The organism is Streptomyces sp. NPDC048185, assembly GCF_043202495.1.
Classification (GTDB): domain Bacteria; phylum Actinomycetota; class Actinomycetes; order Streptomycetales; family Streptomycetaceae; genus Streptomyces.
The window spans coordinates 125,286-150,167 of sequence record NZ_JBIDAN010000006.1 but is presented as its reverse complement, the minus strand read 5'-3'; the positions used below and the strand labels follow the sequence as shown (position 1 = coordinate 150,167).

Sequence of the window (24,882 nt, the reverse complement as noted above, 5' to 3'; positions counted from 1 at the left end):
GACCGAAACGAAAATATCTTTCATGAGTGACCGATGACGTGAAGGAAACTTTCGCGAGTGCGTCCGGGGGCCGTCGCGCCCCGGGAGGCGGGAGCGCGCCGCCCGCGCCCGCCGCCCTCGCGGCCAAGGTGCGCACGCTGGCGCCGTCGATGACGCGCTCCATGCAGCGGGTCGCCGAGGCCGTCGCGGGCGACCCGGCCGGCTGCGCGGCCCTCACGGTCACCGGCCTCGCCGAGCTCACCGGCACCAGCGAGGCCACCGTCGTGCGCACCGCCCGCCTGCTCGGTTACCCCGGCTACCGCGATCTGCGCCTCGCGCTCGCCGGGCTCGCCGCGCAGCAGCAGTCGGGGCGCGCACCCGCCATCACGACGGACATCGCGGTCGACGACCCGATCGGCGACGTCGTCGCCAAGCTGGCCTACGACGAGCAGCAGACCCTCGCCGACACCGCCGCCGGACTGGACACCGTCCAGCTCGGCGCGGCCGTCGCCGCCCTGGCGGCCGCCCGCCGCACCGATGTGTACGGCATCGGCGCGTCCGGCCTCGTCGCCCAGGATCTCACCCAGAAACTCCTGCGCATAGGGCTGATAGCCCATGCCCCGAGCGACCCGCACCTGGCCGTCACCAACGCGGTGCAGCTGCGCGCCGGGGACGTCGCCCTCGCCATCACGCACTCCGGGTCGACCGGGGACGTCATCGAGCCGCTGCGGGCCGCCTTCGAGCGCGGGGCGACGACCGTCGCGATCACCGGCCGCCCCGACAGTCCCGTCACGCAGTACGCCGACCATGTGCTGACCACGTCCACGGCGCGGGAGAGCGAGCTGCGGCCGGCGGCGATGTCCTCGCGGACCAGTCAGCTGCTGGTGGTGGACTGCCTGTTCGTGGGGGTGGCGCAGCGGACGTACGAGTCGGCGGCGCCGGCGCTGGCGGCTTCTTACGAGGCGTTGGCCCATCGGCACGGGTCGCGCGGCAGACCGTAGCGCTTGATCTTCGCGGGTGGCCGCGGGTCCTTCGTGGTTGATCGCGCAGTTCCCCGCGCCCCCAGGCATGTACAGGCATCGCAAGTGGAAAAGGGCCGCATCCTCATGACCTCCACCCCCCATCACCCCGACCTCCGCTCCCAGTTGGAGACGATGACCACCGAGGCGTTCCGGCCGGAGCTGGCCGAGATCGACCGGATGTCCACGCTCGACATCGCGCGGGTGATGAGCGGCGAGGACGCCGCCGTGCCCGCGGCCGTCGCCGCGCGGCTGCCCGAGATAGCCGCCGCCGTCGATGCCGTGGCCGCCCGGATGAGGCGGGGCGGCCGGCTGGTCTACGCGGGCGCCGGCACGGCGGGCCGGCTCGGTGTGCTGGACGCCTCGGAGTGCCCGCCCACCTTCAACACCGGGCCGGGGCAGGTCGTCGGCCTGATCGCGGGCGGTCCGGAGGCCATGGTCACCTCCGTCGAGGGCGCCGAGGACTCCAGGGAGCTGGCCCGTGCCGACCTCGACGCCCTCGCCCTCACCGCCGAGGACACGGTGGTCGGCGTGTCCGCCTCCGGCCGCACCCCGTACGCGATCGGTGCCGTCGAGCACGCCCGCGCGCTGGGTGCGCTGACCGTCGGCCTGGCCTGCAACGCGGGCAGCGCGCTGGCCGCCGCCGCCGATCACGGCATCGAGGTCGTCACCGGCCCGGAGCTGATCACCGGCTCCACCCGGCTGAAGGCCGGTACGGCGCAGAAGCTGGTCCTCAACATGCTGTCGACGATCACGATGATCCGGCTCGGCAAGACGTACGGGAACCTGATGGTCGACGTCCGCGCCTCCAACGAGAAGCTGCGCGCCCGCTCCCGGCGTATTGTCGCGCTCGCCACCGGGGCCGGGGACGAGGAGATCGAACGCGCCCTGGCCGCCACCGACGGCGAGGTCAAGCACGCCATCCTGACCCTGCTGGCCGACGTCGACGGCCCGACCGCCGCCCGCCTCCTGGCGGACTCCGACGGCCATCTGCGGGCCGCGCTGTCGGCGGCGAAGGGCTGACGACGCGCTCCCCCCGCCTCGGCGACGGCCCCCGGGCGGCGGAGGCGGGTGGGACGCCGGCGCCGTGTGCGACCCTGAGGAGCATGAACCACGCCCAGCTGACCGCCCTGGGCCGCGCCCTGCGTCTCCTCGGTGAGCACGGCGAGGCCCTGACCGCCGACACGCCGGACGCCAAGGTGCACGAGATCCGCGCCGACCTGAAGCGCGCGCTGGACCGGCTGGAGGAGAGCGTCACCACGACGGCCCCCAGCACCCGCTGCCGGGAGCATCCGAACGGACCGGTCGACGAGGCCGCCCCCGACCTGTGCCTGCTGTGCGAGACCCGCCGCCGCGCCGCCCGGCGGGCCGAGTACGGCGGCGGCCCCCTCCCGGCGCGGCCCGCCGAGCCGGCCCCGTCCCGCTACGGGGTGCGCGGCGACCGGCCGCAGCCGCAGCAGCGCTGGCTGCCGGAGCTGTGGAACGGCCAGGCGTGGCAGCTGTGCGGCACCCCGCGCCGGGACCGCCGCGAGGCGGAGCTGTACATCGCCGCCCAGCTTCGCGCCCCGCGCGCGGCCATGGCGTACCGGCTGGTGCACGAGTTCACGGACTACGAGGTGCTGCGCGTGTGGGGGACGCCGGTGCGGGTGGACATCGAGCCGATGGGCTGAGCGGCGCCGCCCGTCACGTCAGCGGACGACGTCGAAGACGTTCTTCTGGATGCCGTTGGCGTACGCCTCGTGCTCGACGAGCCTCAGCTTCTGGGTGTCCTTGTCCGTGTCGCTGAAGAGCCGCTTGCCCGCCCCGAGGAGCAGCGGGAAGACGAGCAGGTGGTAGCGGTCGACGAGGCCGGCGTCCGCGAGCGCCCGGTTGAGGGTGGCGCTGCCGTGCACGATGATCGGGCCGCCCTCCGTCTCCTTCAGCGCGGCGACCTCGTCGAGCGAACGCAGGATCGCGGTCTCGCCCCAGTCCGGCACCAGGTCGCCGTCGGTGAGGGTGGTGGAGACGACGTACTTCGGCATCGCCTTGTAGCCGGCGAAGTCCTCCATGGCCGGCCAGACCGCGCTGAACGCCTCGTAGCTGACCCGGCCGAGCAGCATCGCGCCGGCCTCCTTCTGCTCCCTGCCCTTGATCTCGTAGGCCTCGGGGAGGAACTCCAGGTCCTTGAAGGTCCAGCCCGCGTTGCGGTAACCGGGCTCGCCGCCGGGCGCCTCCACGACCCCGTCGAGCGAGACGAAGGCGGTGCTGATCAGGGTGCGCATCTGGGTCTCCTGGGTGGCTCGTGGTTCCGGGCGGCGCCGGTCCGCTGTCGCGGCACGCGTTCTGCACTCTTCGACCGCGGTGCTCGCGAAAAATCATCGGTCGCGGCGCCGCCGGTTGTCCACGAGGCCAGGCCGTGAGCGGCCCCAAGTTCAGCTCAGGGTCTGCAGCGCCTTCGCGTCGAACGGCGTCAGCTCGTCGAAGCGGCCGTCCAGGACCTTCCGGGCCCACTGCGGGTCCTGGAGCAGGGCACGGCCGACGGCGACGAGGTCGAACTCGTCGCGCTCCATGCGGTCCAGGAGGTCGTCGAGGCTGCCGAGGCCGGCGCCCTCGCCCTGGAACGCCTTGCCGAACTCGCCGTCGAGCCCGACGGAGCCGACGGTGATGGCGGTCCTGCCGGTCAGCTTCTTGGTCCAGCCGGCGAGGTTGAGGTCGGAGTCGTCGAACTCGGGGCGCCAGTAGCGGCGGGTGGAGGCGTGGAAGGCGTCGACGCCGGCCGAGGCCAGCGGCGCGAGGATCGCCTCCAGCTCCTCGGGGGTCTCGGCGAGACGGGCGTCGTAGGCGTCCTGCTTCCACTGGGAGTAGCGGAAGATCACGGGGAACTCGGCCGAGACCCTCTCCCGCACGGCGGCCACGATCTCCGCGGCGAACTTCGTGCGGGCCACGGGGTCGCCGCCGTAGGCGTCGGTGCGGCGGTTGGTGCCCGCCCACAGGAACTGGTCGACGAGGTAGCCGTGGGCGCCGTGGATCTCCACGCCGTCGAAGCCGATGCGCTCGGCGGCGGCCGCGGCCTCGGCGAAGGCGGCGATGACGTCGTCCAGGTCGCGCTGGGTCATGGCCCTGCCGGTGACCTCGTCCTCGCCGATGCGCAGGCCCGAGGGGCCGACGGCGGGGGCGTCGGGGAACGGCTGGTCGCCCTGCCGGCGCACCATGCCGATGTGCCACAGCTGCGGCACGATCGTGCCGCCCGCCGCGTGCACGGCGTCGGCGACCTTCGCCCATCCGGCGAGCTGCTCGTCACCGTGGAAGCGCGGCACGCGGTCGCTCTGACCGGCGGAGTCGTGGCCGACGTACGTCCCCTCGGTGACGATCAGGCCGACACCGGCGGCGGCGCGGCGCGCGTAGTACGAGACGACGTCCTCGCCGGGGATGCCGCCCGGGGAGAACATGCGGGTCATCGGCGCCATCGCGATGCGGTTCGGCACGGTCAGGCCGTTGATGACGGCCGGGCGGGCGAGGATCTGCGCGGCGCGCGAGGCGGCTTCGGAGGCGGTGACGGTCACGGGGGGACTCCTTGGGAGGTACCGGTCAGTATGTGCATGCGCATACATGCCTGCCCCGTCCAACCGGTGGGCCCGGCGCCGTCATTCCGGCCGTCCGCCATCCGTGACCCGGCTCACACGGGCCCGAGGCGCCGCGGGCGCGACGCGCCCGAGGGCGGCACCCCCGGCCGTGGCCAGGAGTACCGCCCTCGGTACGTGAAGGACGCTCGATCAACCCGAAGGGGTCGATCAGAAGTCCATGTCACCGCCCGGCATGCCGCCCGGAGCGGCCGCGGCGGCCTTCTCCGGCTTGTCGGCGATGACGGCCTCGGTGGTGAGGAACAGCGCGGCGATGGAGGCGGCGTTCTGCAGCGCGGAACGGGTCACCTTCGCCGGATCGATGATGCCCTCGGCGATCATGTCCACGTACTCACCGGTCGCGGCGTTCAGGCCGTGGCCGACGGTCAGGTTGCGGACCTTCTCCACGACGACGCCGCCCTCGAGACCACCGTTGACGGCGATCTGCTTCAGCGGGGCCTCCAGGGCGAGCTTCACGGCGTTGGCGCCGGTCGCCTCGTCACCCGTCAGCTCCAGCTTCTCGAAGACCTGGGAGGCCTGGAGCAGGGCCACGCCACCACCGGCGACGATGCCCTCCTCGACGGCCGCCTTCGCGTTGCGGACGGCGTCCTCGATGCGGTGCTTGCGCTCCTTGAGCTCGACCTCGGTGGCGGCACCGGCCTTGATGACGGCCACGCCGCCGGCCAGCTTCGCCAGGCGCTCCTGGAGCTTCTCGCGGTCGTAGTCCGAGTCGCTGTTCTCGATCTCGGCGCGGATCTGGTTGACGCGGCCGTTGACCTGGTCGGTCGAGCCGGCGCCGTCGACGATGGTGGTCTCGTCCTTGGTGATGACGACCTTGCGGGCGCGGCCCAGGAGGTCCAGGGACGCGTTCTCCAGCTTGAGGCCGACCTCCTCGGAGATGACCTCGCCGCCCGTGAGGATGGCGATGTCGCCGAGCATGGCCTTGCGGCGGTCGCCGAAGCCCGGGGCCTTGACGGCGACGGACTTGAAGGTGCCGCGGATCTTGTTGACGACCAGGGTCGACAGGGCCTCGCCCTCGACGTCCTCGGCGATGATCAGCAGCGGCTTGCCCGACTGCATGACCTTCTCCAGGAGCGGCAGCAGGTCCTTGACGTTGCCGATCTTGGAGTTGGCGATGAGGATGTACGGGTCGTCGAGCGACGCCTCCATCCGCTCCATGTCGGTGGCGAAGTACGCCGAGATGTAGCCCTTGTCGAAGCGCATACCCTCGGTGAGCTCCAGCTCCAGACCGAAGGTCTGGGACTCCTCGACGGTGATGACGCCTTCCTTGCCGACCTTGTCCATGGCCTCGGCGATGAGCTCGCCGATCTGGGTGTCGGCGGCGGAGATGGAGGCCGTGGAGGCGATCTGCTCCTTGGTCTCGACGTCCTTGGCCTGCTCGAGCAGGGCGGCGGAGACGGCCTCGACGGCCTTCTCGATACCGCGCTTCAGCGCCATCGGGTTGGCACCGGCGGCCACGTTGCGCAGACCCTCGCGCACCAGGGCCTGGGCGAGAACGGTCGCGGTGGTCGTACCGTCACCGGCGACGTCGTCCGTCTTCTTGGCGACTTCCTTGACCAGCTCGGCGCCGATCTTCTCGTACGGGTCCTCGAGCTCGATCTCCTTGGCGATGGAGACACCGTCGTTGGTGATCGTGGGCGCGCCCCACTTCTTCTCGAGGACGACGTTGCGGCCCTTGGGGCCGAGCGTCACCTTGACGGCGTCCGCGAGCTGGTTCATGCCGCGCTCGAGGCCGCGCCGCGCCTCCTCGTCGAACGCGATGATCTTGGCCATGTGAAGTGGTCCCTCCAGGACTGGGGGTGATTCCTTCGGACCGCGCCCGCGCCCGCGACGGACGGCTCGCCGGCCTCGTGGTTCCTTCCCCACCCGGCCTGCGGGCCTCACCGACCCGGTCCTTCGTTGTCACTCTCACCTTCAGAGTGCTAACGCCAATGATTAGCACTCGCCCCCATCGAGTGCAAGCGCCTCTCGGGGATCGGGCCGGTCGCTCAGCCGCCCGCGAACACCTGCGGCACCCGGCTCCCGGGCAGGCCGAAGGGCCCGCACCCCAGGGGGTACGGGCCCTTCGGAGAAGACCGTTGGCTTGCGCCGGCCGCACGTCTCAGGCGCTGAGGCGAACCATGTCGGCCTGCGGGCCCTTCTGACCCTGCGAGATCTCGAACTCGACCCGCTGGCCTTCTTCGAGGGTGCGGTAGCCGTCCATCTGAATCGCGCTGTAGTGGACGAAAACATCCGCACCACCGTCGACCGCGATGAAGCCGTACCCCTTCTCCGCGTTGAACCACTTGACGGTGCCCTGAGCCATGCCTAACTCCCCTATTACTGGCCCTTGCACAGATCCGCACTTCGCGGATCCGGGTCAGACCTCACCCCCCGATGGGTGGGGGCGTGCGCCGGAACGCGTCGACCGCGGCTGAATGTATCGGTCCAACTGCCGTCTGCAACAGGTCAATCGGACGAGAAATCTGGACGTAGCCGGTCCGGAATGTGGCGAGAATTCGCCTGAATTCGGGTCAAGTCGGGCTACACAAAGCGAACAAAAGCCGCGAAATACACCCACACTTTGGCTACATCTTGTCGGGCCTGCGGCAGGAATTGCGGAGCGCCGTCTCGGTGATCGGGAGCGCGTTCCCCAACTCTACCGCGCTCAATCACATGGAATTACCCCCTCCGCTTTTCCCACGGAGGGGGCAATTCCATGAACTCTGCGTCACGCCGGTCACCGAAGGCGACCGGGCGGGGCGGATCAGCCGCCGGCGACCGCCGGGATGATGGACACGCCCGCACCGTCCGGCGTCGCCGTCTCCAGGCCCTGCTCGAAGCGGACGTCGTCGTCGTTGACGTAGACGTTGACGAAGCGGCGCAGCTTGCCCTGGTCGTCCAGGACGCGGGCGGCGATGCCGGTGTGGTTCTTCTCGAGGTCCGAGATGACCTCGGAGAGGGTCGCGCCCTCGGCGGCGACCTCGGCCTGCCCACCGGTGTAGGTGCGCAGGATGGTGGGGATGCGAACGGTCACGCTCATGCGAGGCCAGCCTCTCGGAAGGAGTCCAGGTTGGGGCGGATCGTCGCGGTCAGGCCGGTACCGGCCACCGCGTCCAGCGTCTTGAGGCCGTCGCCGGTGTTGAGGACGACCGTGGTGAGGGACGGGTCCAGGACGCCGTTCTCGATCAGCTTCTTCGTGACGCCCACCGTCACACCGCCGGCGGTCTCCGCGAAGATGCCCTCCGTGCGGGCGAGCAGCTTGATCGCGTCGACGACCTGCTCGTCGTTCACGTCCTCCACCGCGCCGCCGGTGCGGCGGGCGATGTCGAGGACGTAGGGGCCGTCGGCCGGGTTGCCGATCGCGAGGGACTTGGCGATGGTGTTCGGCTTCTGGGGGCGCACGACGTCGTGTCCCGCCTTGTAGGCGGTGGACACCGGCGAGCAGCCCTCGGCCTGGGCGCCGAAGATCTTGTACGGCTTGTCCTCGACCAGGCCGAGCCTGATCAGCTCCTGCAGCCCCTTGTCGATCTTCGTGAGCTGGGAGCCGGACGCGATCGGGACGACGAGCTGGTCGGGCAGCCGCCAGCCGAGCTGCTCGCAGATCTCGTACGCGAGGGTCTTGGAACCCTCGGCGTAGTACGGCCGCAGGTTGACGTTGACGAAGCCCCAGCCCTCGCCGGCCGGGTCGCCGATCAGCTCGGAGCAGAAGCGGTTCACGTCGTCGTAGTTGCCCTCGATGCCGACGAGCTCACCGCCGTAGACGGCGGCCATGACGACCTTGCCCTGCTCCAGGTCGTGCGGGATGAACACGCAGGAGCGGAAGCCGGCCCGGGCGGCGGCGGCGCCGACGGCGCCGGCGAGGTTGCCGGTGGAGGAGCAGGACAGGGTGGTGAAGCCGAAGGCGCGGGCGGCCTCCAGGGCCTGGGCGACGACGCGGTCCTTGAAGGAGTGCGTCGGGTTGCCGGAGTCGTCCTTGACGTACAGACCGCCGGTGACGCCGAGCTCGCGGGCCAGGTTCTCGGCCTTGACCAGCTTGGTCCAGCCCGGGTTGATGTTCGGCTTGGTCGCCACGTCGGCCGGGACGGGCAGCAGGGGCGCGTAGCGCCAGATGTTCGCGGGGCCCGCTTCGATCCGCTTCCGCAGTTCCTCGGTGTCGTAGGCCGAGAAGTCGTAGGCGATCTCCAGCGGGCCGAAACACTCCTCGCAGGCGAAGACCGGGCCGAGGGGCACACGGTGACCGCACTCGCGGCACGAGAGCGCCGCGGCGGGGCCCAGGTCCACGGGGGAGGCGGGGGAAGCGGTGGTGTCGGTGGTGCTTGCGACAGTCTGCACAGCCATGTGAGGCGAGGCCCTTTCTCCTCATCTTCCTCACGACGCATCTCGCCGTGAGACGGATTTGGCACCTTCCCTAGCCGGGAGCCTCGCGCTGCGATCGACAGTGATCTACGAGAACCGACTGGAGGGTTGCCGGGGCTTCATCGGGCCGTTTCCCTCTGCCCCTCTGGATGAGCGGTATGTGGTTGTTCTGCACTGGTTCACAGGTGACCCCGGCATGCGCCGGTCCTCCGCGTTGTTCAAGACTGTAACCGAAGGCCAGGACGGTTGAGATAGTCGTCCGTACCGCGAGATGGATCACAAAGGAGCCCACCGACCGTGCTGGAAGAAGTCGAGCGCTGGCTTGGCGCACGCTCCTGGTCCGTGGCAGACCGCACGCTTCCGCAGATCATGGCGGCCAAGCACGCCACGGGCCAGTCGGTCAGCGTGGTGCTGCCGGCGCTCGACGAGGAGGCGACCGTCGGCGACATCGTCGCGGTGATCCGCCGCGAGCTGATGCTGCGGGTGCCGCTCGTCGACGAACTCGTGGTCGTGGACTCCGGGTCGACCGACCGTACGGCGGCGGTGGCCGCGGCGGCGGGGGCGCGGGTCGTCCCTCGCGACGAGATACTCCCCCGCATCCCGGCCGCGCCCGGCAAGGGCGAGGTGCTGTGGCGCTCGCTGCTGGTCACCGGCGGGGACATCGTCTGCTTCGTCGACGCCGACCTGCGCGAGTTCTCCGCCGACTTCGTCTCCGGCATCGTGGGCCCGCTGCTCACCGACCCGGAGGTCCACCTCGTCAAGGCCATGTACGACCGCCCGCTCGACGCCGCCCCGGGCGAGGGCGGCCGGGTCACCGAGCTGATGGCCCGGCCGCTGCTCAACCTGCACTGGCCGCGGCTGGCGGGCTTCGTCCAGCCGCTCGGCGGCGAGTACGCGGCCCGCCGCTCCCTGCTGGAACGCCTGCCCTTCCCCGTCGGCTACGGCGTCGAGCTGGGGATGCTGGTCGACTCCCTGCACCTGGTGGGTCTGGACGCGCTCGCCCAGGTCGACGTCGGGGTGCGCCGGCACCGTCATCAGGACGGCCGGGCGCTGGGCCGCATGTCCGCCGCGATCTACCGCACCGCCCAGCTCCGGCTGGCCCGCGGCCATCTGCTCCGCCCGGCCCTCACCCAGTTCGAGCGGGGCGCCGGCGGCTTCGAGCCGCGCACCTACGCCGTCGACACCGAGGAACGGCCGCCGATGGCGGAGATCGCGGAGTACGCCTCCCGCCGGGTGGCCTGAGCGTCAGCCGGTGACGCCGTCCGACCAGCGCCACCTGCCGCCCGAGTCCGGCGAGCAGGTCAGGTACTCGCCGCCGCGGCCGTGGGTGCTCAGACCGTGGTGCCGGTTGGCGCAGAACTGGCCGTCGGCGTAGCAGTTGCCCGCGGGGCTCATCAGCTCGCAGGCGCCGGTGCCGGTGCTCCCGCCGTCCCCGCCGCCCCCGGTGTCCCGGGTCTGCTCCGGTGCGGGCTGCGCGGGCGGGGTCGGCTTCGGCGTGTGCAGCAGGCGTCCGGCGCAGTCGCGGCCGTCGCGGGGGACGGTGAAGGTCACGTCGCCGGCGCCGCCGGTCTGCTCGCAGACCTTCTCACCCGCGCCCCAGGAGGCCGCGGCGCGTCCGGTGCCCTGGAGCTGGACGACGTAGTGGACCCCGGCCTTCTTCGCCGCGGCGACGGCCGACCCGATGGTGCCGCCGCCGAGGTCGGGCAGCGTGACCGGAGTCGGGGTCGGGGTGGGCGTCGGCGTCGGGGTCTCGCTGCCGGCGGTCGCCTCGGGGGTCGGACTGTCGCTCGGCGCGGCGGCGGCGGTGGCGGTGGCCGCCGCGGGCCGCTCGTCCGTCGTCGCGGCGGTGTCGCCGTCGCCGCAGCCGGCCAGGGCCAGCGCGGACGCCGCGATCAGTGCCGCGGTGGCGGCGAATCCCCGTATGCGCGCCTGGTGCCAGTACATGGGCACGGTGCACCCACCCCCCAGATAGTTGAAATGTGCACTGCACATATTCAACGTGTTCACATCCTCCACACAAGCGACGTGACCAAATCGCCGTCGAGGTGCCGCGTGGGCACGTTTGAGGATTTGGGGCCCGGGCTAGGTTGAGGCGTATGGCTTCAAGGTTCGGTGCTGCTCAGGTGCTGGTCGCCTCCAATCGGGGGCCCGTCTCGTACGAGGTGCGGGAGGACGGTTCGCTGCATGCCCGGCGGGGCGGTGGCGGACTGGTCTCCGGACTCTCGGCCATCGGGCCGGACGCGGGCGCGTTGTGGGTCTGCTCCGCGCTGAGCGACGGCGACCGCGAGGCGGTGCGGCGCGGGGTGGGCGAGGACGGCGTGCGGATGCTGGACGTGCCGGCCGACGTGCACGCGGACGCCTACAACGGGATCGCCAACTCGGTGCTGTGGTTCGTGCACCACATGCTGTACCAGACACCCCTGGAGCCGGTCTTCGACGCGGAGTTCCGGCGGCAGTGGGCGTCCTACGAGGCGTACAACCGGGCCTTCGCCGAGGCACTGGCCGAGGAGGCCGCCGAGGGGGCGGTCGCGGTCGTGCAGGACTACCACCTGACGCTGGTGCCGGGGATGCTGCGCGAGCTGCGGCCCGACCTCAGGATCGGGCACTTCTCGCACACGCCGTGGGCGCCGGTCGACTACTTCCGGATGCTGCCGGACGACATCGCCGAGCAGGTGCTGCGCGGAATGCTGGGCGCCGACCGGCTCGGCTTCCTCACCCGGCGCTGGGCGGACGCGTTCACCGCCTGCTGCGACGCGCTGGTGGGCGGGCTCGGCGGCACGGAGATCGGCGTGCACGGGCTGGGGGCGGACGCGGACTTCCTGCGGAAGCGGTCGCACGAGGCCGACGTGGACGAACGGATGGCGGCGCTCCGGGAGGAGATCGGCGAGGGGCGCCGGACGATCGTCCGGGTGGACCGGACCGAGCTGTCCAAGAACATCGTGCGGGGCATGCTGGCGTACCGGCAGCTGCTCGCCGACCGGCCGGAGTGGCGGGAGCGGGTGGTGCACGTCGCGTTCGCCTACCCGTCGCGGCAGGACCTCGCCGTGTACCGGGACTACACGGCCGAGGTGCAGCGGGTCGCGGAGGAGATCAACGCGGAGTTCGGGACGGCCGGGTGGACGCCGGTCGTGCTGCACGTGAAGGACGACTTCGCGCGCTCGCTGGCGGCGTACCGGCTGGCGGACGTGGCGCTGGTCAACCCCATCCGGGACGGGATGAACCTGGTGGCGAAGGAGGTGCCGGTCGTCTCCGACGAGGGCTGCGTGCTGGTGCTGTCGCGGGAGGCCGGGGCGTACGAGGAGCTGGGCGAGGACGCGCTGGTGGTGAACCCGTACGACATCGGCGCGACGGCGGACGCGCTGCACCGGGCGCTCACCGTGTCGGCGGGCGAGCGGGCCGAGCGGTCGAAGCGGCTGTCCGCCGCCGCCACCGCGCTGCCGCCGGCCCGCTGGTTCCTCGATCAGCTGGAGGCACTGCGGGGCTGACGCCGACGGGCGTCACCGCCCCTGGACCGGCGGGCAGTACCCGGTCTTGTCGCCGATCGAGTTGATCTCCGCGTTCGACCGCGGATCACCCGCGTAGTTCACCTGGTCCGTGCACTTCTCGCCGTCCTGCACGGGGGTGCCGGACGGGGCGGCACCGCCCGACCGCCCCTGGACCGGCGGGCAGGTGCCGGTCTCCTCGCCGATCGAGTTGATCTCCGCGTTCGACCGCGGGTCACCCGCGTAGTTCACCTGGTCCGTGCACTTCTCGCCGGACCCGCCGGTGGGGGTGGCCGGCTCGGCGGCGGAGGACTGCGTGACGCTCGTCGGGGCGGCGGAGGGCGCGGCGTCGTCGGCGCCGCCGCCGTTGTCGCAGGCCGTGAGTGCCAGGCCGGCGGCCATGACGGCGAGGGCGAGCACCGGGAACGTGCGGCGAGCGGGCATGACGTGTCCTCCAGGGTTCCGGGCCTCAGCGGGCAGGCGCTGTACATCTCCCAGGGGGGCCCGCACGCCGGGGCGGGTTGCCCCGGCGCCGGCGTCCGGACACGTCTGTGACGAGCGGGGAGCCTCGCCGTGACGTTGTCTCAGCCCAGCCGGCCCGCGAGGGCGCGCAGGAGCGCCACCACCCCGGCCGGGCCGTCCACCTCCACGTCCGCGCGCTTCCTCAGCTCCGTCACCTCGTCGCTGCCGCTGCAGACCAGCAGGCCCGGAACGCCCTCGGCGCGGAGCTCGTCCGCGGCCGTGTAGGCGGGGAGGTCGCCGAGGTCGTCGCCGGCGTAGAGGACGGACCCCGCGTCCAGCTCGCGGACGTACTCCCGCAGGGCTGCGCCCTTGTCCATGCCCGGTGGGCGCAGTTCCAGCACCATGCGGCCCGGTTCGACGATCAGGCCGGCCCGGGAGGCCAGGTCGGCGAGGGGGGCGCGCAGGGTGTCGAAGGCGGCCTGCGGGTCGGGGGCGCGGCGGGTGTGGACGGCCACCGCGTGGCCCTTCTCCTCGATCCATGTGCCCTCGCCCGCGCCGGACCGCTCCAGCAGTCCCGGCAGCTCGGCACGGACGGCGGCGACGCCGGGGTGCGGTTCGGGCGTGGTGAGGGTGCCGGTCGCCGCGTCCCAGCGCTCGGCGCCGTAGTGGCCGAGGACGACGAGGCGGTCCAGGCCGGGGACGTCCGCGAAGCCTCCGTGGTGGACGGCGACCTCGGCCGGGCGCCCGGTGATCACGGCGACGGAGGCGACCTTCGGGGCGAGGGCCGCGAGCGCGGGCACCGCGTCCGGGTGCGCGCGGGCCAGGTCGGGGTCCGGCACGATCGGGGCGAGCGTGCCGTCGAAGTCGAGCGCGATCAGCGCGCGGCCGGGGCGGGCGAGAAGGGCGTCGAGCCCCTCGCGGCCGGCCTCGGTCGCGGGCGTCGGCAGGTGGTCCGCGGGGACCCGGGAGTCGGGGGTGGATTCCTGGTGGCTGCCCATACGGCGAACCTATCCCGCGGGCCCGGGAACGAACCTCAGCGCTCGCCGCGCCGCTTCTCCCGCACCCGGCGCAGCCGGTTGACCGTCACCGGGTCGAGGGCCAGGGCGCGCGGGTCGTCCAGGAGGGCGTTGAGGAGCTGGTAGTAGCGGACGGGGGCCAGGCCCAGTTCCTCGCGGATCGCGCGTTCCTTCGCGCCGGGGCCGGGAAAGCCGCGGCGCTCCAGCGCGAGGATGCCGCGCTCCCTTGCTCCGAGGTCCATGTACGGCACCGTAACGCCCGCCACCGACAGCGGCGCTATTCGGCGCTGTCCGCCCGCATGGCCGACGTCTGGATCTGGCCGAGGACCTCCGAGGGGCTGCCGCCGGGGACGACCGCCTGGCCGATGCGCTTCTTGACGTCCGCGCTGACCGAGGCCCAGGAGGTCTTGCCGACCGGGTAGAGCTCGGAGAGGAGCAGCTCGTCCAGGAAGGGCTTGAGGTCCTTGTCCTCGGCCGCCGTGCTCATCGCCTCGGACGCGGAGGTGGTGACCGGCAGCAGGTCGTACTCGCGGGAGAAGTCGAGGACGTTCTCGTCGTCGTAGACGAAGTCGAGGAAGTCGCCGATCTCCTCCTGGTGGCCGTTCTTCTTGAAGGCCGTCATCCAGTCGGTGACACCGAGGGTGTTCCTGCTCTCGCCCTCGGCGCCGGGGGTGGGCACCATGCCGTACTTCACGCCCTTGGCGGAGGCCGCCTTCATCAGGGAGGGGTGGCCGTTGAGCATGCCGACCTCGCCGTTCGCGAAGGCGGTGAAGGCGGCGGCCCGGTCGAGCTTGCCGGGGGCGACGGGCCCGGTGAGGCCCTTGGCCACCAGTTCGTCCCTGAGCCAGGTGAAGGTGGTGACGTTCTGCGGCGAGTCGACCGAGTAGGTGCCGACGTCGTCGGTGTAGCCGCCGCCGCCGCTGAGCATCCACTGCATCGTCTCGGCCTGAGCCTCCTCGGGGCCCAACGGCAGCGCGTACGGGTACTTCACGCCGTCCTCCTCGAGCGCCTCGGCCGCGTCGGCGAGGTCGTCCCAGGTCTTGGGCGGGGTGATGCCGGCCTTGTCGAAGAGGGTCTTGTTGTAGAAGAGCACGCGGGTGGAGGCGGCGAACGGCAGGCCGTACTGGACGCCGTGGACCTGGCCGGCCGTGGCGAGCTGGGAGACGAAGTCGGCCTGGACCGGGATGGAGAGCACGTCGTCGGCCCGGTAGAGCAGGTCCTTGGCCGCGTAGTCGGCGTAGGCGCCGATCTGCGCCATGTCGGGGGCGTCGCCGGCGTCGACCATCTCGCGGACCTTGCGGTCGACGTCGTTCCAGGAGTAGACGGTGACGTCCACGTGCACGTCGGGGTGCTTGGCCTCGTAGGACTTGGCCAGCTCGTCCCAGTACTCCTGGGAGCTGTTGTCCTTGCTGTCGCCGTAGTCGGCGGCGACCAGCTTCAGCGTCACCTCGTCGGAGCCGCCGGTGAGTCCGCAGCCGCCGAGGACGGCCGTCAGCCCGAGGGCGGACACCGCCGCGATCGTTCCAGTCCTACGCCGCTGCACCGTTCCTGCCCCGCCCCTGCCGTGTGTCGATCGGTTCGATCGTCCGCTTACCGGACTAAGGTCTACACCACGCGAGTGGACTAGACCTCTCCCGGGTGTACGGGCCACACTGTCCCCCGTGAGACATGTCATCGCCCTCGATGTGGGCGGCACCGGGATGAAGGCCGCTCTGGCGGGGCCGGGAGGCGAGCTGCTGCACCAGGCCCGCCGCGCCACCGGACGCGACCGCGGGCCCGAGGCCGTCGTCGCGGGCATCCTGGACTTCGCCGCCGAACTGCGCGCCCTGGGCGCCGAGCGGTTCGGCGAGGACGCCGTCGCCGCCGGCGTCGCCGTCCCCGGCATCATCGACGAGGAGCACGGCACCGCCGTGTACGCGGCCAACCTGGGCTGGCGCGACGTCCCCCTGCGCGCGCTGCTCAGCGAGCGGCTCGGGGGCATCCCGGTCGCCCTCGGCCACGACGTGCGCTCCGGCGGGCTCGCCGAGGGCCGGATCGGGGCCGGGCGGGGCACCGACCGGTTCATGTTCGTGCCGCTGGGCACCGGCATCGCGGGCGCCATCGGCATCGACGGCCGGGTGGAGGCGGGCGCCCACGGCTTCGCGGGCGAGATCGGCCACGTCGTCGTGCGCCCCGGCGGCACCCCGTGCCCGTGCGGGCAGCGCGGCTGCCTGGAGCGGTTCGCGTCCGCGTCGGCCGTCAGCCAGGCCTGGGCCGAGGCCTGCGGCGACCCGGAGGCCGACGCCGCCGACTGCGCCAAGGCCGTCGAGTCGGGCGACGCCCGCGCCGCCCGCGTGTGGCAGGACGCGGTGGACGCGCTCGCCGACGGGCTGGTCACCGCGCTCACCCTGCTGGACCCGCGCGTCCTGATCATCGGTGGCGGCCTGGCGGAGGCCGGGGAAACCTTGTTCACACCGCTGCGGGACGCCGTCCGGCGGCGCGTCACCTTCCAGAAGCTGCCGGAGCTCGTTCCCGCGGCCCTGGGGGACACCGCCGGCTGCCTCGGTGCCGGGCTGATGGCCTGGGACCTGCTCGACACCACTCCCACGACCGCGACTCCCCCGGAGGTAACCACCTGATGGCCCCAAGCAAGGTTCTCGCCGGCGCCCGGGTGGTACTGCCCACCGGCACCGTGGACGACGGCCGCGTGATCGTCGACGGCACGCGGATCGCGGACACGGCGCCCCCGGACGCGGAGACCGTCGACCTGACCGGCCACTGGGTGGTCCCCGGCTTCGTCGACCTCCACAACCACGGCGGCGGCGGCGCCTCCTTCACCGGCGGCACCGCCGAGGACGTCCTCAAGGGCGTCCACACCCACCGCCTGCACGGCACCACCACGGTGGTGGCCTCCGCCGTCACCGGCGACCTGGACTTCCTCGCCCGGCACGCCGGGGTGCTCGCCGAGCTGGCCCAGCAGGGCGACATCGCCGGCATCCACTTCGAGGGGCCGTTCATCTCCCCGTGCCGCAAGGGCGCGCACGACGAGGAGCTGCTGCGCGACCCCGACCCGGCCGAGGTCCGCAAGCTGATCGACGCGGCGCACGGCCACGCGAAGATGATGACGCTGGCCACCGAGCTGCCGGGCGGCCTGGACTCCGTGCGGCTGCTCACCGAGCACGGCGTGATCGCGGCCGTCGGGCACACCGACGCCACCTACGAGCAGACGCTCCGGGCCATCGACGCCGGCGCGACCGTCGCCACGCACCTGTTCAACGCCATGCCGCCGCTCGGCCACCGCTCCCCCGGCCCGATCACGGCGCTGCTCGAGGACGAGCGGATCACCGTGGAGCTGATCAACGACGGCACCCATCTGCACCCGGCCGCGCTCCAACTGGCCTTCCACCACGCGGGTGCCTCCCGGGTCGCCTTCATCACCGACGCGATGGACGCGGCGGGCTTCGGCGACGGCCGCTACATGCTCGGTCCGATGGAGGTCGAGGTCGCCGACGGGGTGGCCCGGCTGGTGGAGGGCGGCTCGATCGCCGGCTCCACGCTCACCCTGGACCGCGCCTTCAAGCGGGCGGTGACGGTGGACGGGCTGCCCGTCGAGGACGTCGTCGCCGCGATCTCGGCCAACCCGGCCCGGCTGCTCGGCCTCGCGGACCGCGTCGGTTCGCTGGAGCCCGGCAAGGACGCCGACCTGGTGGTGCTCGACGCCGGATTCGACCTGGTGGGCGTGATGCGCCGGGGCGAATGGGTGGTCGGTCCGCAACTGGGCTGATCCGTCCCCGAGTCCGTCCCCGAGTCCGCTCCCGGGCCGGCCGAGGGTGGCCGGTCCTGGGGCTGGGCCGACGGCCGTCCGTTTGGCATGATCGTGACTGGCGGAAACGTCTTCGGGACACATGGCGGACACAGACCATCGGGGGAGGTCGGCACGGGTGATTGTCACGGTCACGCTGAACACCGCGCTCGACATCACGTACCGCGTCCGCTCCCTGCGGCCGCACGCCTCCCACCGGGTCACCGACGTGACGGAGCGCCCGGGCGGCAAGGGGCTGAACGTGGCCCGGGTGCTCGCGGCCCTCGGACACCGGGTGACGGTGACCGGCTTCGCGGGCGGCATCACCGGGCAGGTCGTGCGGGAGGGGCTGGCCGGCGTGCCCGGGGTGACCGACGCGCTCCTGCCGGTCGCCGGGGCCACCCGGCGCACCATCGCCGTCGTCGACGAGCGCACCGGCGACACCACCCAGCTCAACGAGCCGGGCCCGGCCGTCGCCCCCGCCGAGTGGAACGCCTTCCAGGAGACCTACGCCGACCTGCTCGCCGACGCCTCTGCCGTGGCCCTGTGCGGCAGCCTGCCGCCCGGCGTGCCGGTGGGCGCCTACGCGGGGCTGGTGCGCACCGCGCGCGCGGCGGGTGTGCCGGTGCTGCTGGACACCAGCGGGGAGCCGCTGCGCCGGGGCGTCGCCGCCCGCCCGGACATGATCAAGCCGAACGCCGACGAACTGGCCGAGCTGACCGGCTCGCACGAGCCGCTGCGGGCCGGACAGGCCGCCCGGCGGCGCGGCGCCGGGTCCGTGGTGGCCTCCCTGGGCGCCGAGGGGCTGCTCGCGGTGACCCCCGAGGGACGCTGGCGGGCGGCACCGCCCGCGCACGTCCGCGGCAATCCGACCGGCGCGGGCGACTCCGCCGTCGCCGGCCTGCTGTCGGGCCTGGTGGAGCACCTGCCCTGGCCGGACCGCCTGGCCCGCGCGGTCGCCCTGTCCGCGGCGACGGTGCTGTCGCCGGTGGCGGGCGAGTTCGACCGGGCGGCGTACGAGGAGCTGCTCGGCCGGGGGGTCGCGGTGACGGCGGAGGCCGGCGCGGCCTAGGCGTGCGCGTGCGCGGGAAGGCGAGCACACCCGGCCGCCAGACCCCTACCGCGCGTAGACGGCTATGCCCGTGATGGTGCCGGGGTTGTCCGAGTAGGTGCCCGGCTGCAGCGTGACCCGCTTGGTGCCAGCGCCACAGCCGGTGGTGATGCTCCAAAACTCGATCTTGTAGGACGTCTGGTTCGAGACGGACCGCGCGGTCTTGAACGGATAACAGCCGGGCGTCACAGACAGGACGGTCCTCGTCCCAGTCCTGTTCGTCCCCGACCAACCACGCACCTTCCCGCTCGGGCAGGTGTTGGGGTCGGCGGCGGAAGCCGGTGTGGCGAAAGCGCCGCCCAGCAGTACGCCGGCCACAGCCACCGTCGTCAGGCTCTTCTTGACCATACTCATGGAAGCTCCCTCGAACGCTTGATCAACAGATGATCGGGATGCTAACCACGGGGATGGGGCTGGACAGTGCCCATTGCGACATAGGCTGGCCGGTTCCACGGGGGTAAGAGTGCGTGGGGATCGCCGACTGGGCGTCTCGAGCGGTCAGCTCAGGGGCTACTTCGTCAGCCAGAACTGGTCGAGGTTGGCGTTGCACTGGTTGCCCGCGTTGCACGCCAGCTCGATGGTGTTGGTGCCCTTGTTCAGGTTGACGTTCGCCCAGGTGCTCTGCCAGCCCTTCTCCCAATCGCCCTCAGGCGATTCGGCGAAGTTCTGCATGTTCAGCGGACGGCTGTCGGTCTTGCCGTTGACCACCAGCGTCGCGTTGGCATCGACTCCGGGGATGCCATACCGCACGTACAGCCGGTAAGCACCCGCCTCCTCGATACCGTCGACGGTCCAGGTGACCTTTGCTCCTACCTGGTTGAAACCCGCCACATAGGTCCCGCCGTCGGCCTGCGCACCCTTGACCTCCGAGGCGGCGGCCAGTCCTGGCGACAGCTGGAGCCCCTTGGCGTCCGTCTTCGGCAGTTCGACCTCGTCGTCGGCGCTGCTGCTCGCCGACGGGGTCGGGTCGGTGCTCTCGGACTGGGTGGGGGCCGTGTTGCCGCCGGCCTCGTCGCCGCCCTTGTCGTCGTCCGCGCCGCTGCTGGTCATCGCCACGGCGATGCCGATGACGACCGCGGCGACCACCGCGACCGCGCCGATCAGCAGGCCCTTGGTGTTGGGGCCGCGGCGTCCGCCGCCACCGCCGGCGCGGGACGGCTGCTGCGGGGCGGTGGGGGCACCGCCGCCGGGGATCGTCTCCGGCGCGGCGTAGTGCGCGTTCGGCCGGCCGTAGGCGCCCTGCTGCGGACCGTAGGCGCCCTGCTGCTGCGGGGCCGCCTGGCCGTACGCGGCGGTCGGGGCGGCCTGGCCCTGCGGCGCGCCGTACTGCCGTGTGCCGACGGGGCGCACCCGGTTGACGCTGTTCGGGTAGCCGTAGCCGCCTGACGGCGGCTGGGCCCCGTTGGCCTGCCCGTCGGCGTACAGGTAGCCGAACGGGTCGTCGTCCTCGGGCGTGCTCGCGCCGTTGTTGCCGGGCGTCATCCCTAGGTCTCCTAACCAGGTGCGGTGCGTTTGCGGTACAGGTGGTGAGAGGGCGAGCCTACCCGCTCCGACTGACCCGAACGGGTGACTCGGACCGCATCAGCACGCTGACCTGGGGATCAGCCGGCACGGCGGTGCTGTTTGGGACGAGATCGTTTCTCTACGTACATCCGTTCGTCGGCGGACTTCAGGACTTCGTCCGCCGTCATGCCGCAGTGGGCCCATCCGATGCCGAAGCTGGCGCCCACGCGGACGGCCCGTCCCTCGGCCCGGATCGGCTGGATGATCTCGTTGCGCAGCCGTACGGCGAGGTCCTCGGCGTCGGCCCGGCCGAGTCCGTCGGCGAGGATCACGAACTCGTCACCGCCGAGCCGGGCCACCGTGTCGCCGTCGCGCACGCCGCCGCCGAGGCGGCGGGCCACCTCGATGAGGACGGCGTCGCCCGCGTTGTGCCCGAACCGGTCGTTGATCGACTTGAAGCCGTCCAGGTCGCAGAAGAGGACCGCGAGTCCCTTGGTGCCGTCGTCCCGGCCGTCGCCGGGGGCGACGGTGTGCACGTGGTGGTCGTAGGCCCCGTAGGGGTCGGCGCCGGAGCCGAAGTCGAAGGTGTGGCCCCCGGAGTCGGTGACGGGGTGCCCGTAGGCCGCGTCCATCGCGTCGGCGACGGCCGTGTGCGGGGACTGCGGGCGCCGGCACAGCCGGGCGGCGAGCCGGGCGCGCAGCTCGGCGGAGTTCGGCAGGCCGGTGAGGGAGTCGTGGGAGGCGCGGTGGGCGAGCTGGAGCTCGCGGCGCTTGCGCTCCTCTATGTCCTCGACGTGGGTGAGCAGGAAGCGGGGCCCGTCGGCGGCGTCGGCGACGACGCTGTTGCGCAGGGAGACCCAGACGTACGTGCCGTCGCGGCGGCCCAGGCGCAGCTCGGCCCGGCCGCCCTCGGCGGAGGTGCGCAGCAGGGTGCCGATGTCCTCGGGGTGGACGAGGTCGGAGAAGGCGTAGCGGCGCATCGCGGAGGCGGGGCGGCCCAGCAGCCGGCACAGGGCGTCGTTGGTGCGCAGGATGCGGCCGTGCTGGTCGCCGCCCATCTCGGCGATGGCCATGCCGGAGGGGGCGTACTCGAAGGCCTGCCGGAAGCTCTCCTCGCTCGCCCTGAGGGCCTGCTGGTCGCGCTCGAGGCGGACCAGGGCGCGCTGCATGTTGGAGCGGAGGCGGGCGTTACTGATGGCGATGGCGGCCTGGAAGGCGTACATCTGCAGGGCCTCGCGGCCCCAGGCCCCGGGCCTGCGGCCGTTGCGCGGGCGGTCCACGGACAGGACGCCGATCAGTTCGCCGCTGGTGTCGCCGCGCTGCGGGCCGGGCGCGTACATGGGGGCGAAGAGGCGGTCCGAGGGGTGCCACTCGTCCTCGAAGCGGGGCGCGGGCCCGTCGGTGTACCACTGCGGGACGTCGTCGTCGTCGAGGATCCAGCCCTCGGTGTGGGGTATGAAGATCAGGTCGCCCCACTGCTCGCCCATGCTCAGGCGGCGCTCCCAGGACTCGCGGGAGCCGGCCCGGCCGGTGATCAGGGCCTCGGCCGCCTGGTTGCCGGAGAAGGCCGCGACGACGAGGTCGCCGTCCGGGCGGACCAGGTTGACGCACGCCAGCTCGTACCCGAGGGCCTCGACGACGCCGTCGGCGACGGTCTGCAGGGTGTCCGCCAGGCTGCGGGCCGTGTTCATGTCGGCCATGACCTGGTGCAGTTGCCGCAAGGAGGCAAGGCGGACGTAGGGCTCCGACTCGGTCTCCATGTTCGCCCTCCCCCCGAGACCTCGCAGCGAATCAAGGGTCCTCTTCGGCGTATCGTCCTTACCAGCTTCCGCCACTGAATCACAGCGCGCTGCCCACTCGGTACACAGGGTCAACAATTAATGTCCCTTGTGACTCAAGTCACAGCTAAAGATGAACAATTGAGTGGTGATTCTGCGTTTTCCGCGTGCGTTTACTGAACGCAAACTTTGTAGGTATGCGCACGACTCCTCCGGGACGGCTCCTTCCGCGGTCCTAGGCCGGTCCTAGGTCCCTGTTCGGGCCGGGGGCCGATGCCGGGCCCGCGGCCCGGCGGTTAGCGTGGCGGCGTGCCGAACACTCCCTCACTCGCGTCTCCCGCCCCCTCCTCGTTCCCGTCGCCGTCGCCGGCCTCCGGGCATGCTGAAGGGGTGAGCAACGACGAGTTCCGTGCCGTGATGTCCCGGCTGGCCTCGGGCGTGGTCCTGGTGACCGCCCAGGAGCCGCCGCTCGACCCCGACGATCCGGGGGCGCCGCGCGGCGAGGACGTCGGGATGACGGCGACGGCGTTCATGTCGGTGTCCCTCGACCCGCCGCTGGTGCTGGTCAGCCTGCGCGAGGGCTCCCGCATGGACGACCTGCTCGACGAGCAGCCCGTGTGGGCGGTCTCCGTCCTGTCCGAGAGCCAGCGGCACATCGCGGGGCGCTTCGCCATGAAGGGCCGGGTCAGCGACCGCCTCCTCTTCGAGGACATCCCCTACGCGCGGGGCGAGGTGTCCGGGTCCCCGCTGGTGGGCGGCGCCCTCGCGACCCTGGAGTGCCGCACCGAGCGGCGCATACCGGCCGGTGACCACACCCTGGTGATCGGCCGCGTCCTGACCGCCGCCGTGCCGAGTGCGGACGGGGGGCCGCTGACGTACTTCCGGGGGCGGTACCGGCAGTTGGGCTGAGTCCCGGGCGGTAAATCGCTCGTCCGGCGCGCGGGCGCCCGCCTAGGGTGCGCGCATGACGACCAGCACGACGCTCCGCCTGGAGCGGATCACCCCCGCGAACATCGAGGCCGCGCTCGCCGTCCGCGTGCGCCCCGAGCAGGAGTTCGCCGTCTCCCCGGTGGTGAAGTCCCTCGCCGAGGCCTACGTCCATCCCGAGAAGGCCTGGCCGCGCCTGATCGTCGACGACGGCCGCCCCGTCGGCTTCCTCATGGGCTTCTTCGGCATCGACTGGTACGACGACGGCAGCGCGCTGCGCTCGGGCCTGTGGCGCCTGAACATAGCCGCCGAGGAGCAGGGCCGGGGGTACGGCCGCTTCGCCGTGGAGTCGGTGGCCGCCGAGGTCCGGCGCCGCGGCGGCACGGAGTGCTTCGTCACCTGGCACCCCGGCGAGCACGGCCCGGAGAACTTCTACCTCAACCTGGGCTTCCGTCCGAACGGCGAGAAGGCCGAGGAGGAGACGGTGGGCGTCCTCACCCTCGACTGAACCGGGCGCGGGGCCGTGGCACCTGCGGCTCTGCCGCGTGGGCGCCCCGGCCGGTCATCCCCAGTCCCGCGCGGAGCGCCCCCGCTTGGTCTCGGAGCGCTGCTTCTTCTCCCGCAGCCGCCGCTCGTTGATGCCGCGCGGGATGCGGGTCGCACGACGCGGCTTGGGCGGCGGCGCGGTCGCCTCCGCGAGCAGCGCCGCGAGGCGCACCGCGGCCGTCTCGCGGTTGCGCCACTGGGAGCGGTGCTCGGAGGCCCGCACGGTGACGACCCCGTCGGTCAGCCGCCCGGCCAGCCGCTCCAGCGCCCGCCGCTTCCACACCTCGGGCAGCGCCTCGGTGCGCGCCAGGTCGAAGCGGAGCTCCACGGCCGTGTCCGTGGTGTTGACGTGCTGTCCGCCCGGCCCGGAGGAACGCGAGAAACGCCAGAGGAGCTCGGACTCGGGCAGCGAGACGGAGCCGCGGATGACATGGGGACCGGACATGCCGTCCATGTTCCCGTCCCCCGGCGGTCCACGTCACCCGAATATCCTCGCCCCCGGAATCGGTAAAGAAAGTAAAGAGACCTGGAACCTTGCGTACCCCTCTCGTCGTTCATGGGGGTAGCTGTAGCTTTCTTGCCGTACGTAAACGAGGGAAGGGACTCCCAACAATGGCTGTAAGCCTGTCCAAGGGTGGCAACGTCTCGCTCACCAAGGAGGCTCCGGGCCTGACCGAAGTCACCGTGGGCCTCGGCTGGGACGTCCGTACCACCACCGGCACCGACTTCGACCTCGACGCGTCGGCGATCGCGGTCAACACGCAGGGCAAGGTCTACTCCGACGCCCACTTCGTGTTCTTCAACAACAAGCAGACCCCGGACAACACGATCGTCCACACCGGTGACAACCGCACCGGTGAGGGCGCCGGCGACGACGAGGCGATCAACGTCAACCTGGCCGCCCTGCCGGCCGACATCGACAAGATCGTCTTCCCGGTCTCGATCTACGACGCCGAGAACCGGTCGCAGAACTTCGGCCAGGTGCGCAACGCCTACATCCGCATCATCAACCAGGCCGGCGGCGCCGAGATCGCCCGCTACGACCTGTCCGAGGACGCGGCCACGGAGACCGCGATGGTCTTCGGCGAGCTCTACCGCAACGGCGCCGAGTGGAAGTTCCGCGCCGTCGGCCAGGGCTACGCCTCGGGCCTGGTGGGCATCGCCCAGGACTTCGGCGTCAACGTCTGACGTCCGCCTGCTGCCGTGGCGCCCCCACGCCCCCCCCCCCCCGGGCGGGGGGGGGGGGGGGGGCGCCGCCCCGGGCGGGCCGCCGGCCGTTGACCCCGAGTGCGGGGGGCGGGCCCCCCCCCCCCCGGCCGA

Annotated in this window: 26 protein-coding genes and 1 riboswitch; of the genes, 11 read left to right on the top strand and 15 right to left on the bottom strand. The window is 72.2% G+C overall.

Going from position 1 to position 24,882, the window contains the following annotated elements:
- Positions 1-38 precede the first annotated feature (38 nt).
- The 3 genes from ACGF3H_RS19400 (at position 39) to ACGF3H_RS19390 (ending at position 2,668) form a co-directional block, all read left to right on the top strand.
- Positions 39-980, top strand: coding sequence for a MurR/RpiR family transcriptional regulator (locus ACGF3H_RS19400; RefSeq protein ID WP_362489911.1), 942 nt, complete (start codon positions 39-41; stop codon positions 978-980).
- A gap of 105 nt (positions 981-1,085) precedes the next feature.
- Positions 1,086-2,021, top strand: coding sequence for an N-acetylmuramic acid 6-phosphate etherase (gene murQ, locus ACGF3H_RS19395; protein WP_362489909.1), 936 nt, complete (start codon positions 1,086-1,088; stop codon positions 2,019-2,021).
- Between the two features lie 83 nt (positions 2,022-2,104).
- Entirely contained in the window at positions 2,105-2,668 is a 564-nt protein-coding gene (locus ACGF3H_RS19390) for a hypothetical protein (RefSeq protein ID WP_362489907.1), read from the top strand.
- Positions 2,669-2,686: 18 nt separating this feature from the next.
- Here the strand turns inward: ACGF3H_RS19390 and ACGF3H_RS19385 are convergent, their stop codons facing one another.
- From ACGF3H_RS19385 to thrC, 6 genes are all read right to left on the bottom strand, one after another.
- Entirely contained in the window at positions 2,687-3,259 is a 573-nt protein-coding gene (locus ACGF3H_RS19385; RefSeq protein WP_362489905.1) for a dihydrofolate reductase family protein, read from the bottom strand.
- A 150-nt stretch (positions 3,260-3,409) separates the two neighbouring features.
- Positions 3,410-4,540, bottom strand: coding sequence for an NADH:flavin oxidoreductase (locus tag ACGF3H_RS19380; protein WP_362489903.1), 1,131 nt, complete (start codon positions 4,538-4,540; stop codon positions 3,410-3,412).
- 228 nt (positions 4,541-4,768) lie between these two features.
- Entirely contained in the window at positions 4,769-6,391 is a 1,623-nt protein-coding gene (groL, locus tag ACGF3H_RS19375; RefSeq protein WP_362489902.1) for a chaperonin GroEL, read from the bottom strand.
- 328 nt (positions 6,392-6,719) lie between these two features.
- A complete protein-coding gene (locus ACGF3H_RS19370) occupies positions 6,720-6,923 on the bottom strand; it encodes a cold-shock protein (RefSeq protein WP_004929928.1) in 204 nt (67 codons plus the stop codon).
- 441 nt (positions 6,924-7,364) lie between these two features.
- Complete coding sequence (locus ACGF3H_RS19365) at positions 7,365-7,640, bottom strand: MoaD/ThiS family protein (RefSeq protein ID WP_161166812.1); 276 nt, start codon at positions 7,638-7,640, stop codon at positions 7,365-7,367.
- Positions 7,637-8,938, bottom strand: coding sequence for a threonine synthase (gene thrC, locus ACGF3H_RS19360; RefSeq protein ID WP_362489900.1), 1,302 nt, complete (start codon positions 8,936-8,938; stop codon positions 7,637-7,639). Before thrC ends, ACGF3H_RS19365 begins: the two co-directional genes overlap by 4 nt.
- A gap of 18 nt (positions 8,939-8,956) precedes the next feature.
- Positions 8,957-9,112, bottom strand: a riboswitch (SAM riboswitch).
- Between the two features lie 141 nt (positions 9,113-9,253).
- Between thrC and ACGF3H_RS19355 the strand changes: the two genes are divergently transcribed.
- A complete protein-coding gene (locus ACGF3H_RS19355) occupies positions 9,254-10,198 on the top strand; it encodes a glucosyl-3-phosphoglycerate synthase (protein ID WP_362489898.1) in 945 nt (314 codons plus the stop codon).
- A 3-nt stretch (positions 10,199-10,201) separates the two neighbouring features.
- Here ACGF3H_RS19355 and ACGF3H_RS19350 read toward each other — a convergent pair whose 3' ends face one another.
- Positions 10,202-10,900: a hypothetical protein gene (locus tag ACGF3H_RS19350; RefSeq protein ID WP_362490061.1), complete on the bottom strand. Its 699-nt coding sequence runs from the start codon at positions 10,898-10,900 to the stop codon at positions 10,202-10,204.
- A gap of 152 nt (positions 10,901-11,052) precedes the next feature.
- Between ACGF3H_RS19350 and ACGF3H_RS19345 the strand changes: the two genes are divergently transcribed.
- On the top strand, positions 11,053-12,441 hold the full coding sequence (locus tag ACGF3H_RS19345) for a trehalose-6-phosphate synthase (RefSeq protein ID WP_362489896.1): 1,389 nt from the start codon (positions 11,053-11,055) through the stop codon (positions 12,439-12,441).
- Between the two features lie 12 nt (positions 12,442-12,453).
- Here the strand turns inward: ACGF3H_RS19345 and ACGF3H_RS19340 are convergent, their stop codons facing one another.
- From ACGF3H_RS19340 to ACGF3H_RS19325, 4 genes are all read right to left on the bottom strand, one after another.
- Positions 12,454-12,882: a hypothetical protein gene (locus ACGF3H_RS19340; protein ID WP_362489894.1), complete on the bottom strand. Its 429-nt coding sequence runs from the start codon at positions 12,880-12,882 to the stop codon at positions 12,454-12,456.
- 140 nt (positions 12,883-13,022) lie between these two features.
- Entirely contained in the window at positions 13,023-13,898 is an 876-nt protein-coding gene (gene otsB / locus ACGF3H_RS19335) for a trehalose-phosphatase (protein ID WP_362489892.1), read from the bottom strand.
- Between the two features lie 35 nt (positions 13,899-13,933).
- Positions 13,934-14,158 carry a DUF3263 domain-containing protein gene (locus ACGF3H_RS19330; RefSeq protein WP_362489890.1) on the bottom strand — a complete coding sequence of 75 codons (225 nt, stop codon included), beginning with the start codon at positions 14,156-14,158 and terminating at the stop codon, positions 13,934-13,936.
- Positions 14,159-14,193: 35 nt separating this feature from the next.
- A complete protein-coding gene (locus ACGF3H_RS19325; RefSeq protein ID WP_362489888.1) occupies positions 14,194-15,459 on the bottom strand; it encodes an extracellular solute-binding protein in 1,266 nt (421 codons plus the stop codon).
- Between the two features lie 157 nt (positions 15,460-15,616).
- On the opposite strand from ACGF3H_RS19325, the gene ACGF3H_RS19320 reads away from it, so the two are divergent.
- The 3 genes from ACGF3H_RS19320 to ACGF3H_RS19310 all read left to right on the top strand — a co-directional run bounded on the left by ACGF3H_RS19320 (position 15,617) and on the right by ACGF3H_RS19310 (position 18,769).
- A complete protein-coding gene (locus ACGF3H_RS19320) occupies positions 15,617-16,534 on the top strand; it encodes an ROK family protein (RefSeq protein WP_393590120.1) in 918 nt (305 codons plus the stop codon).
- Positions 16,534-17,679, top strand: a complete 1,146-nt coding sequence (nagA, locus tag ACGF3H_RS19315) for an N-acetylglucosamine-6-phosphate deacetylase (RefSeq protein ID WP_362489884.1) — start codon at positions 16,534-16,536, stop codon at positions 17,677-17,679. Before ACGF3H_RS19320 ends, nagA begins: the two co-directional genes overlap by 1 nt.
- Positions 17,680-17,836: 157 nt before the next feature.
- Entirely contained in the window at positions 17,837-18,769 is a 933-nt protein-coding gene (locus tag ACGF3H_RS19310; RefSeq protein WP_362489882.1) for a 1-phosphofructokinase family hexose kinase, read from the top strand.
- Between the two features lie 45 nt (positions 18,770-18,814).
- Here the strand turns inward: ACGF3H_RS19310 and ACGF3H_RS19305 are convergent, their stop codons facing one another.
- The 3 genes from ACGF3H_RS19305 to cdgB form a co-directional block, all read right to left on the bottom strand.
- Positions 18,815-19,162 (bottom strand): peptidase inhibitor family I36 protein, encoded by a 348-nt coding sequence (locus tag ACGF3H_RS19305; protein WP_362489880.1) that lies wholly within the window; start codon positions 19,160-19,162, stop codon positions 18,815-18,817.
- Between the two features lie 156 nt (positions 19,163-19,318).
- Complete coding sequence (locus ACGF3H_RS19300; RefSeq protein ID WP_362489878.1) at positions 19,319-20,290, bottom strand: CBM35 domain-containing protein; 972 nt, start codon at positions 20,288-20,290, stop codon at positions 19,319-19,321.
- Positions 20,291-20,409: 119 nt separating this feature from the next.
- Positions 20,410-22,071: a diguanylate cyclase CdgB gene (gene cdgB, locus ACGF3H_RS19295; protein ID WP_362489876.1), complete on the bottom strand. Its 1,662-nt coding sequence runs from the start codon at positions 22,069-22,071 to the stop codon at positions 20,410-20,412.
- 327 nt (positions 22,072-22,398) lie between these two features.
- Between cdgB and ACGF3H_RS19290 the strand changes: the two genes are divergently transcribed.
- Both ACGF3H_RS19290 and ACGF3H_RS19285 read left to right on the top strand, forming a co-directional pair.
- Positions 22,399-22,998 (top strand): flavin reductase family protein, encoded by a 600-nt coding sequence (locus ACGF3H_RS19290; protein WP_362489874.1) that lies wholly within the window; start codon positions 22,399-22,401, stop codon positions 22,996-22,998.
- 55 nt (positions 22,999-23,053) lie between these two features.
- Complete coding sequence (locus tag ACGF3H_RS19285) at positions 23,054-23,524, top strand: GNAT family N-acetyltransferase (RefSeq protein ID WP_362489872.1); 471 nt, start codon at positions 23,054-23,056, stop codon at positions 23,522-23,524.
- Positions 23,525-23,578: 54 nt separating this feature from the next.
- Here the strand turns inward: ACGF3H_RS19285 and arfB are convergent, their stop codons facing one another.
- The gene (gene arfB, locus ACGF3H_RS19280) at positions 23,579-24,016 is read right to left on the bottom strand and encodes an alternative ribosome rescue aminoacyl-tRNA hydrolase ArfB (protein WP_362489870.1); all 438 of its coding nucleotides are present in this window, start codon (positions 24,014-24,016) and stop codon (positions 23,579-23,581) included.
- 158 nt (positions 24,017-24,174) lie between these two features.
- On the opposite strand from arfB, the gene ACGF3H_RS19275 reads away from it, so the two are divergent.
- Positions 24,175-24,750, top strand: coding sequence for a TerD family protein (locus ACGF3H_RS19275; protein ID WP_077797970.1), 576 nt, complete (start codon positions 24,175-24,177; stop codon positions 24,748-24,750).
- Positions 24,751-24,882 lie beyond the last annotated feature (132 nt).

Excerpts from the sequence above, each read along its gene's own strand:
- ACGF3H_RS19345 (WP_362489896.1), top strand. The coding sequence starts at position 11,053 with ATGGCTTCAAGGTTCGGTGCTGCTCAGGTGCTGGTCGCCTCCAATCGG.
- ACGF3H_RS19275 (WP_077797970.1), top strand. The coding sequence starts at position 24,175 with ATGGCTGTAAGCCTGTCCAAGGGTGGCAACGTCTCGCTCACCAAGGAG.
- ACGF3H_RS19350 (WP_362490061.1), bottom strand. The coding sequence starts at position 10,900 with ATGTACTGGCACCAGGCGCGCATACGGGGATTCGCCGCCACCGCGGCA.
- murQ (WP_362489909.1), top strand. The coding sequence starts at position 1,086 with ATGACCTCCACCCCCCATCACCCCGACCTCCGCTCCCAGTTGGAGACG.
- arfB (WP_362489870.1), bottom strand. The coding sequence starts at position 24,016 with ATGGACGGCATGTCCGGTCCCCATGTCATCCGCGGCTCCGTCTCGCTG.
- ACGF3H_RS19390 (WP_362489907.1), top strand. The coding sequence starts at position 2,105 with ATGAACCACGCCCAGCTGACCGCCCTGGGCCGCGCCCTGCGTCTCCTC.
- ACGF3H_RS19370 (WP_004929928.1), bottom strand. The coding sequence starts at position 6,923 with ATGGCTCAGGGCACCGTCAAGTGGTTCAACGCGGAGAAGGGGTACGGC.
- ACGF3H_RS19365 (WP_161166812.1), bottom strand. The coding sequence starts at position 7,640 with ATGAGCGTGACCGTTCGCATCCCCACCATCCTGCGCACCTACACCGGT.
- ACGF3H_RS19330 (WP_362489890.1), bottom strand. The coding sequence starts at position 14,158 with ATGGACCTCGGAGCAAGGGAGCGCGGCATCCTCGCGCTGGAGCGCCGC.
- thrC (WP_362489900.1), bottom strand. The coding sequence starts at position 8,938 with ATGGCTGTGCAGACTGTCGCAAGCACCACCGACACCACCGCTTCCCCC.
- ACGF3H_RS19300 (WP_362489878.1), bottom strand. The coding sequence starts at position 20,290 with ATGACGCCCGGCAACAACGGCGCGAGCACGCCCGAGGACGACGACCCG.
- ACGF3H_RS19305 (WP_362489880.1), bottom strand. The coding sequence starts at position 19,162 with ATGAGTATGGTCAAGAAGAGCCTGACGACGGTGGCTGTGGCCGGCGTA.
- nagA (WP_362489884.1), top strand. The coding sequence starts at position 16,534 with ATGGCCCCAAGCAAGGTTCTCGCCGGCGCCCGGGTGGTACTGCCCACC.
- groL (WP_362489902.1), bottom strand. The coding sequence starts at position 6,391 with ATGGCCAAGATCATCGCGTTCGACGAGGAGGCGCGGCGCGGCCTCGAG.
- otsB (WP_362489892.1), bottom strand. The coding sequence starts at position 13,898 with ATGGGCAGCCACCAGGAATCCACCCCCGACTCCCGGGTCCCCGCGGAC.
- ACGF3H_RS19340 (WP_362489894.1), bottom strand. The coding sequence starts at position 12,882 with ATGCCCGCTCGCCGCACGTTCCCGGTGCTCGCCCTCGCCGTCATGGCC.
- ACGF3H_RS19385 (WP_362489905.1), bottom strand. The coding sequence starts at position 3,259 with ATGCGCACCCTGATCAGCACCGCCTTCGTCTCGCTCGACGGGGTCGTG.
- cdgB (WP_362489876.1), bottom strand. The coding sequence starts at position 22,071 with ATGGAGACCGAGTCGGAGCCCTACGTCCGCCTTGCCTCCTTGCGGCAA.
- ACGF3H_RS19320 (WP_393590120.1), top strand. The coding sequence starts at position 15,617 with ATGAAGGCCGCTCTGGCGGGGCCGGGAGGCGAGCTGCTGCACCAGGCC.
- ACGF3H_RS19285 (WP_362489872.1), top strand. The coding sequence starts at position 23,054 with ATGACGACCAGCACGACGCTCCGCCTGGAGCGGATCACCCCCGCGAAC.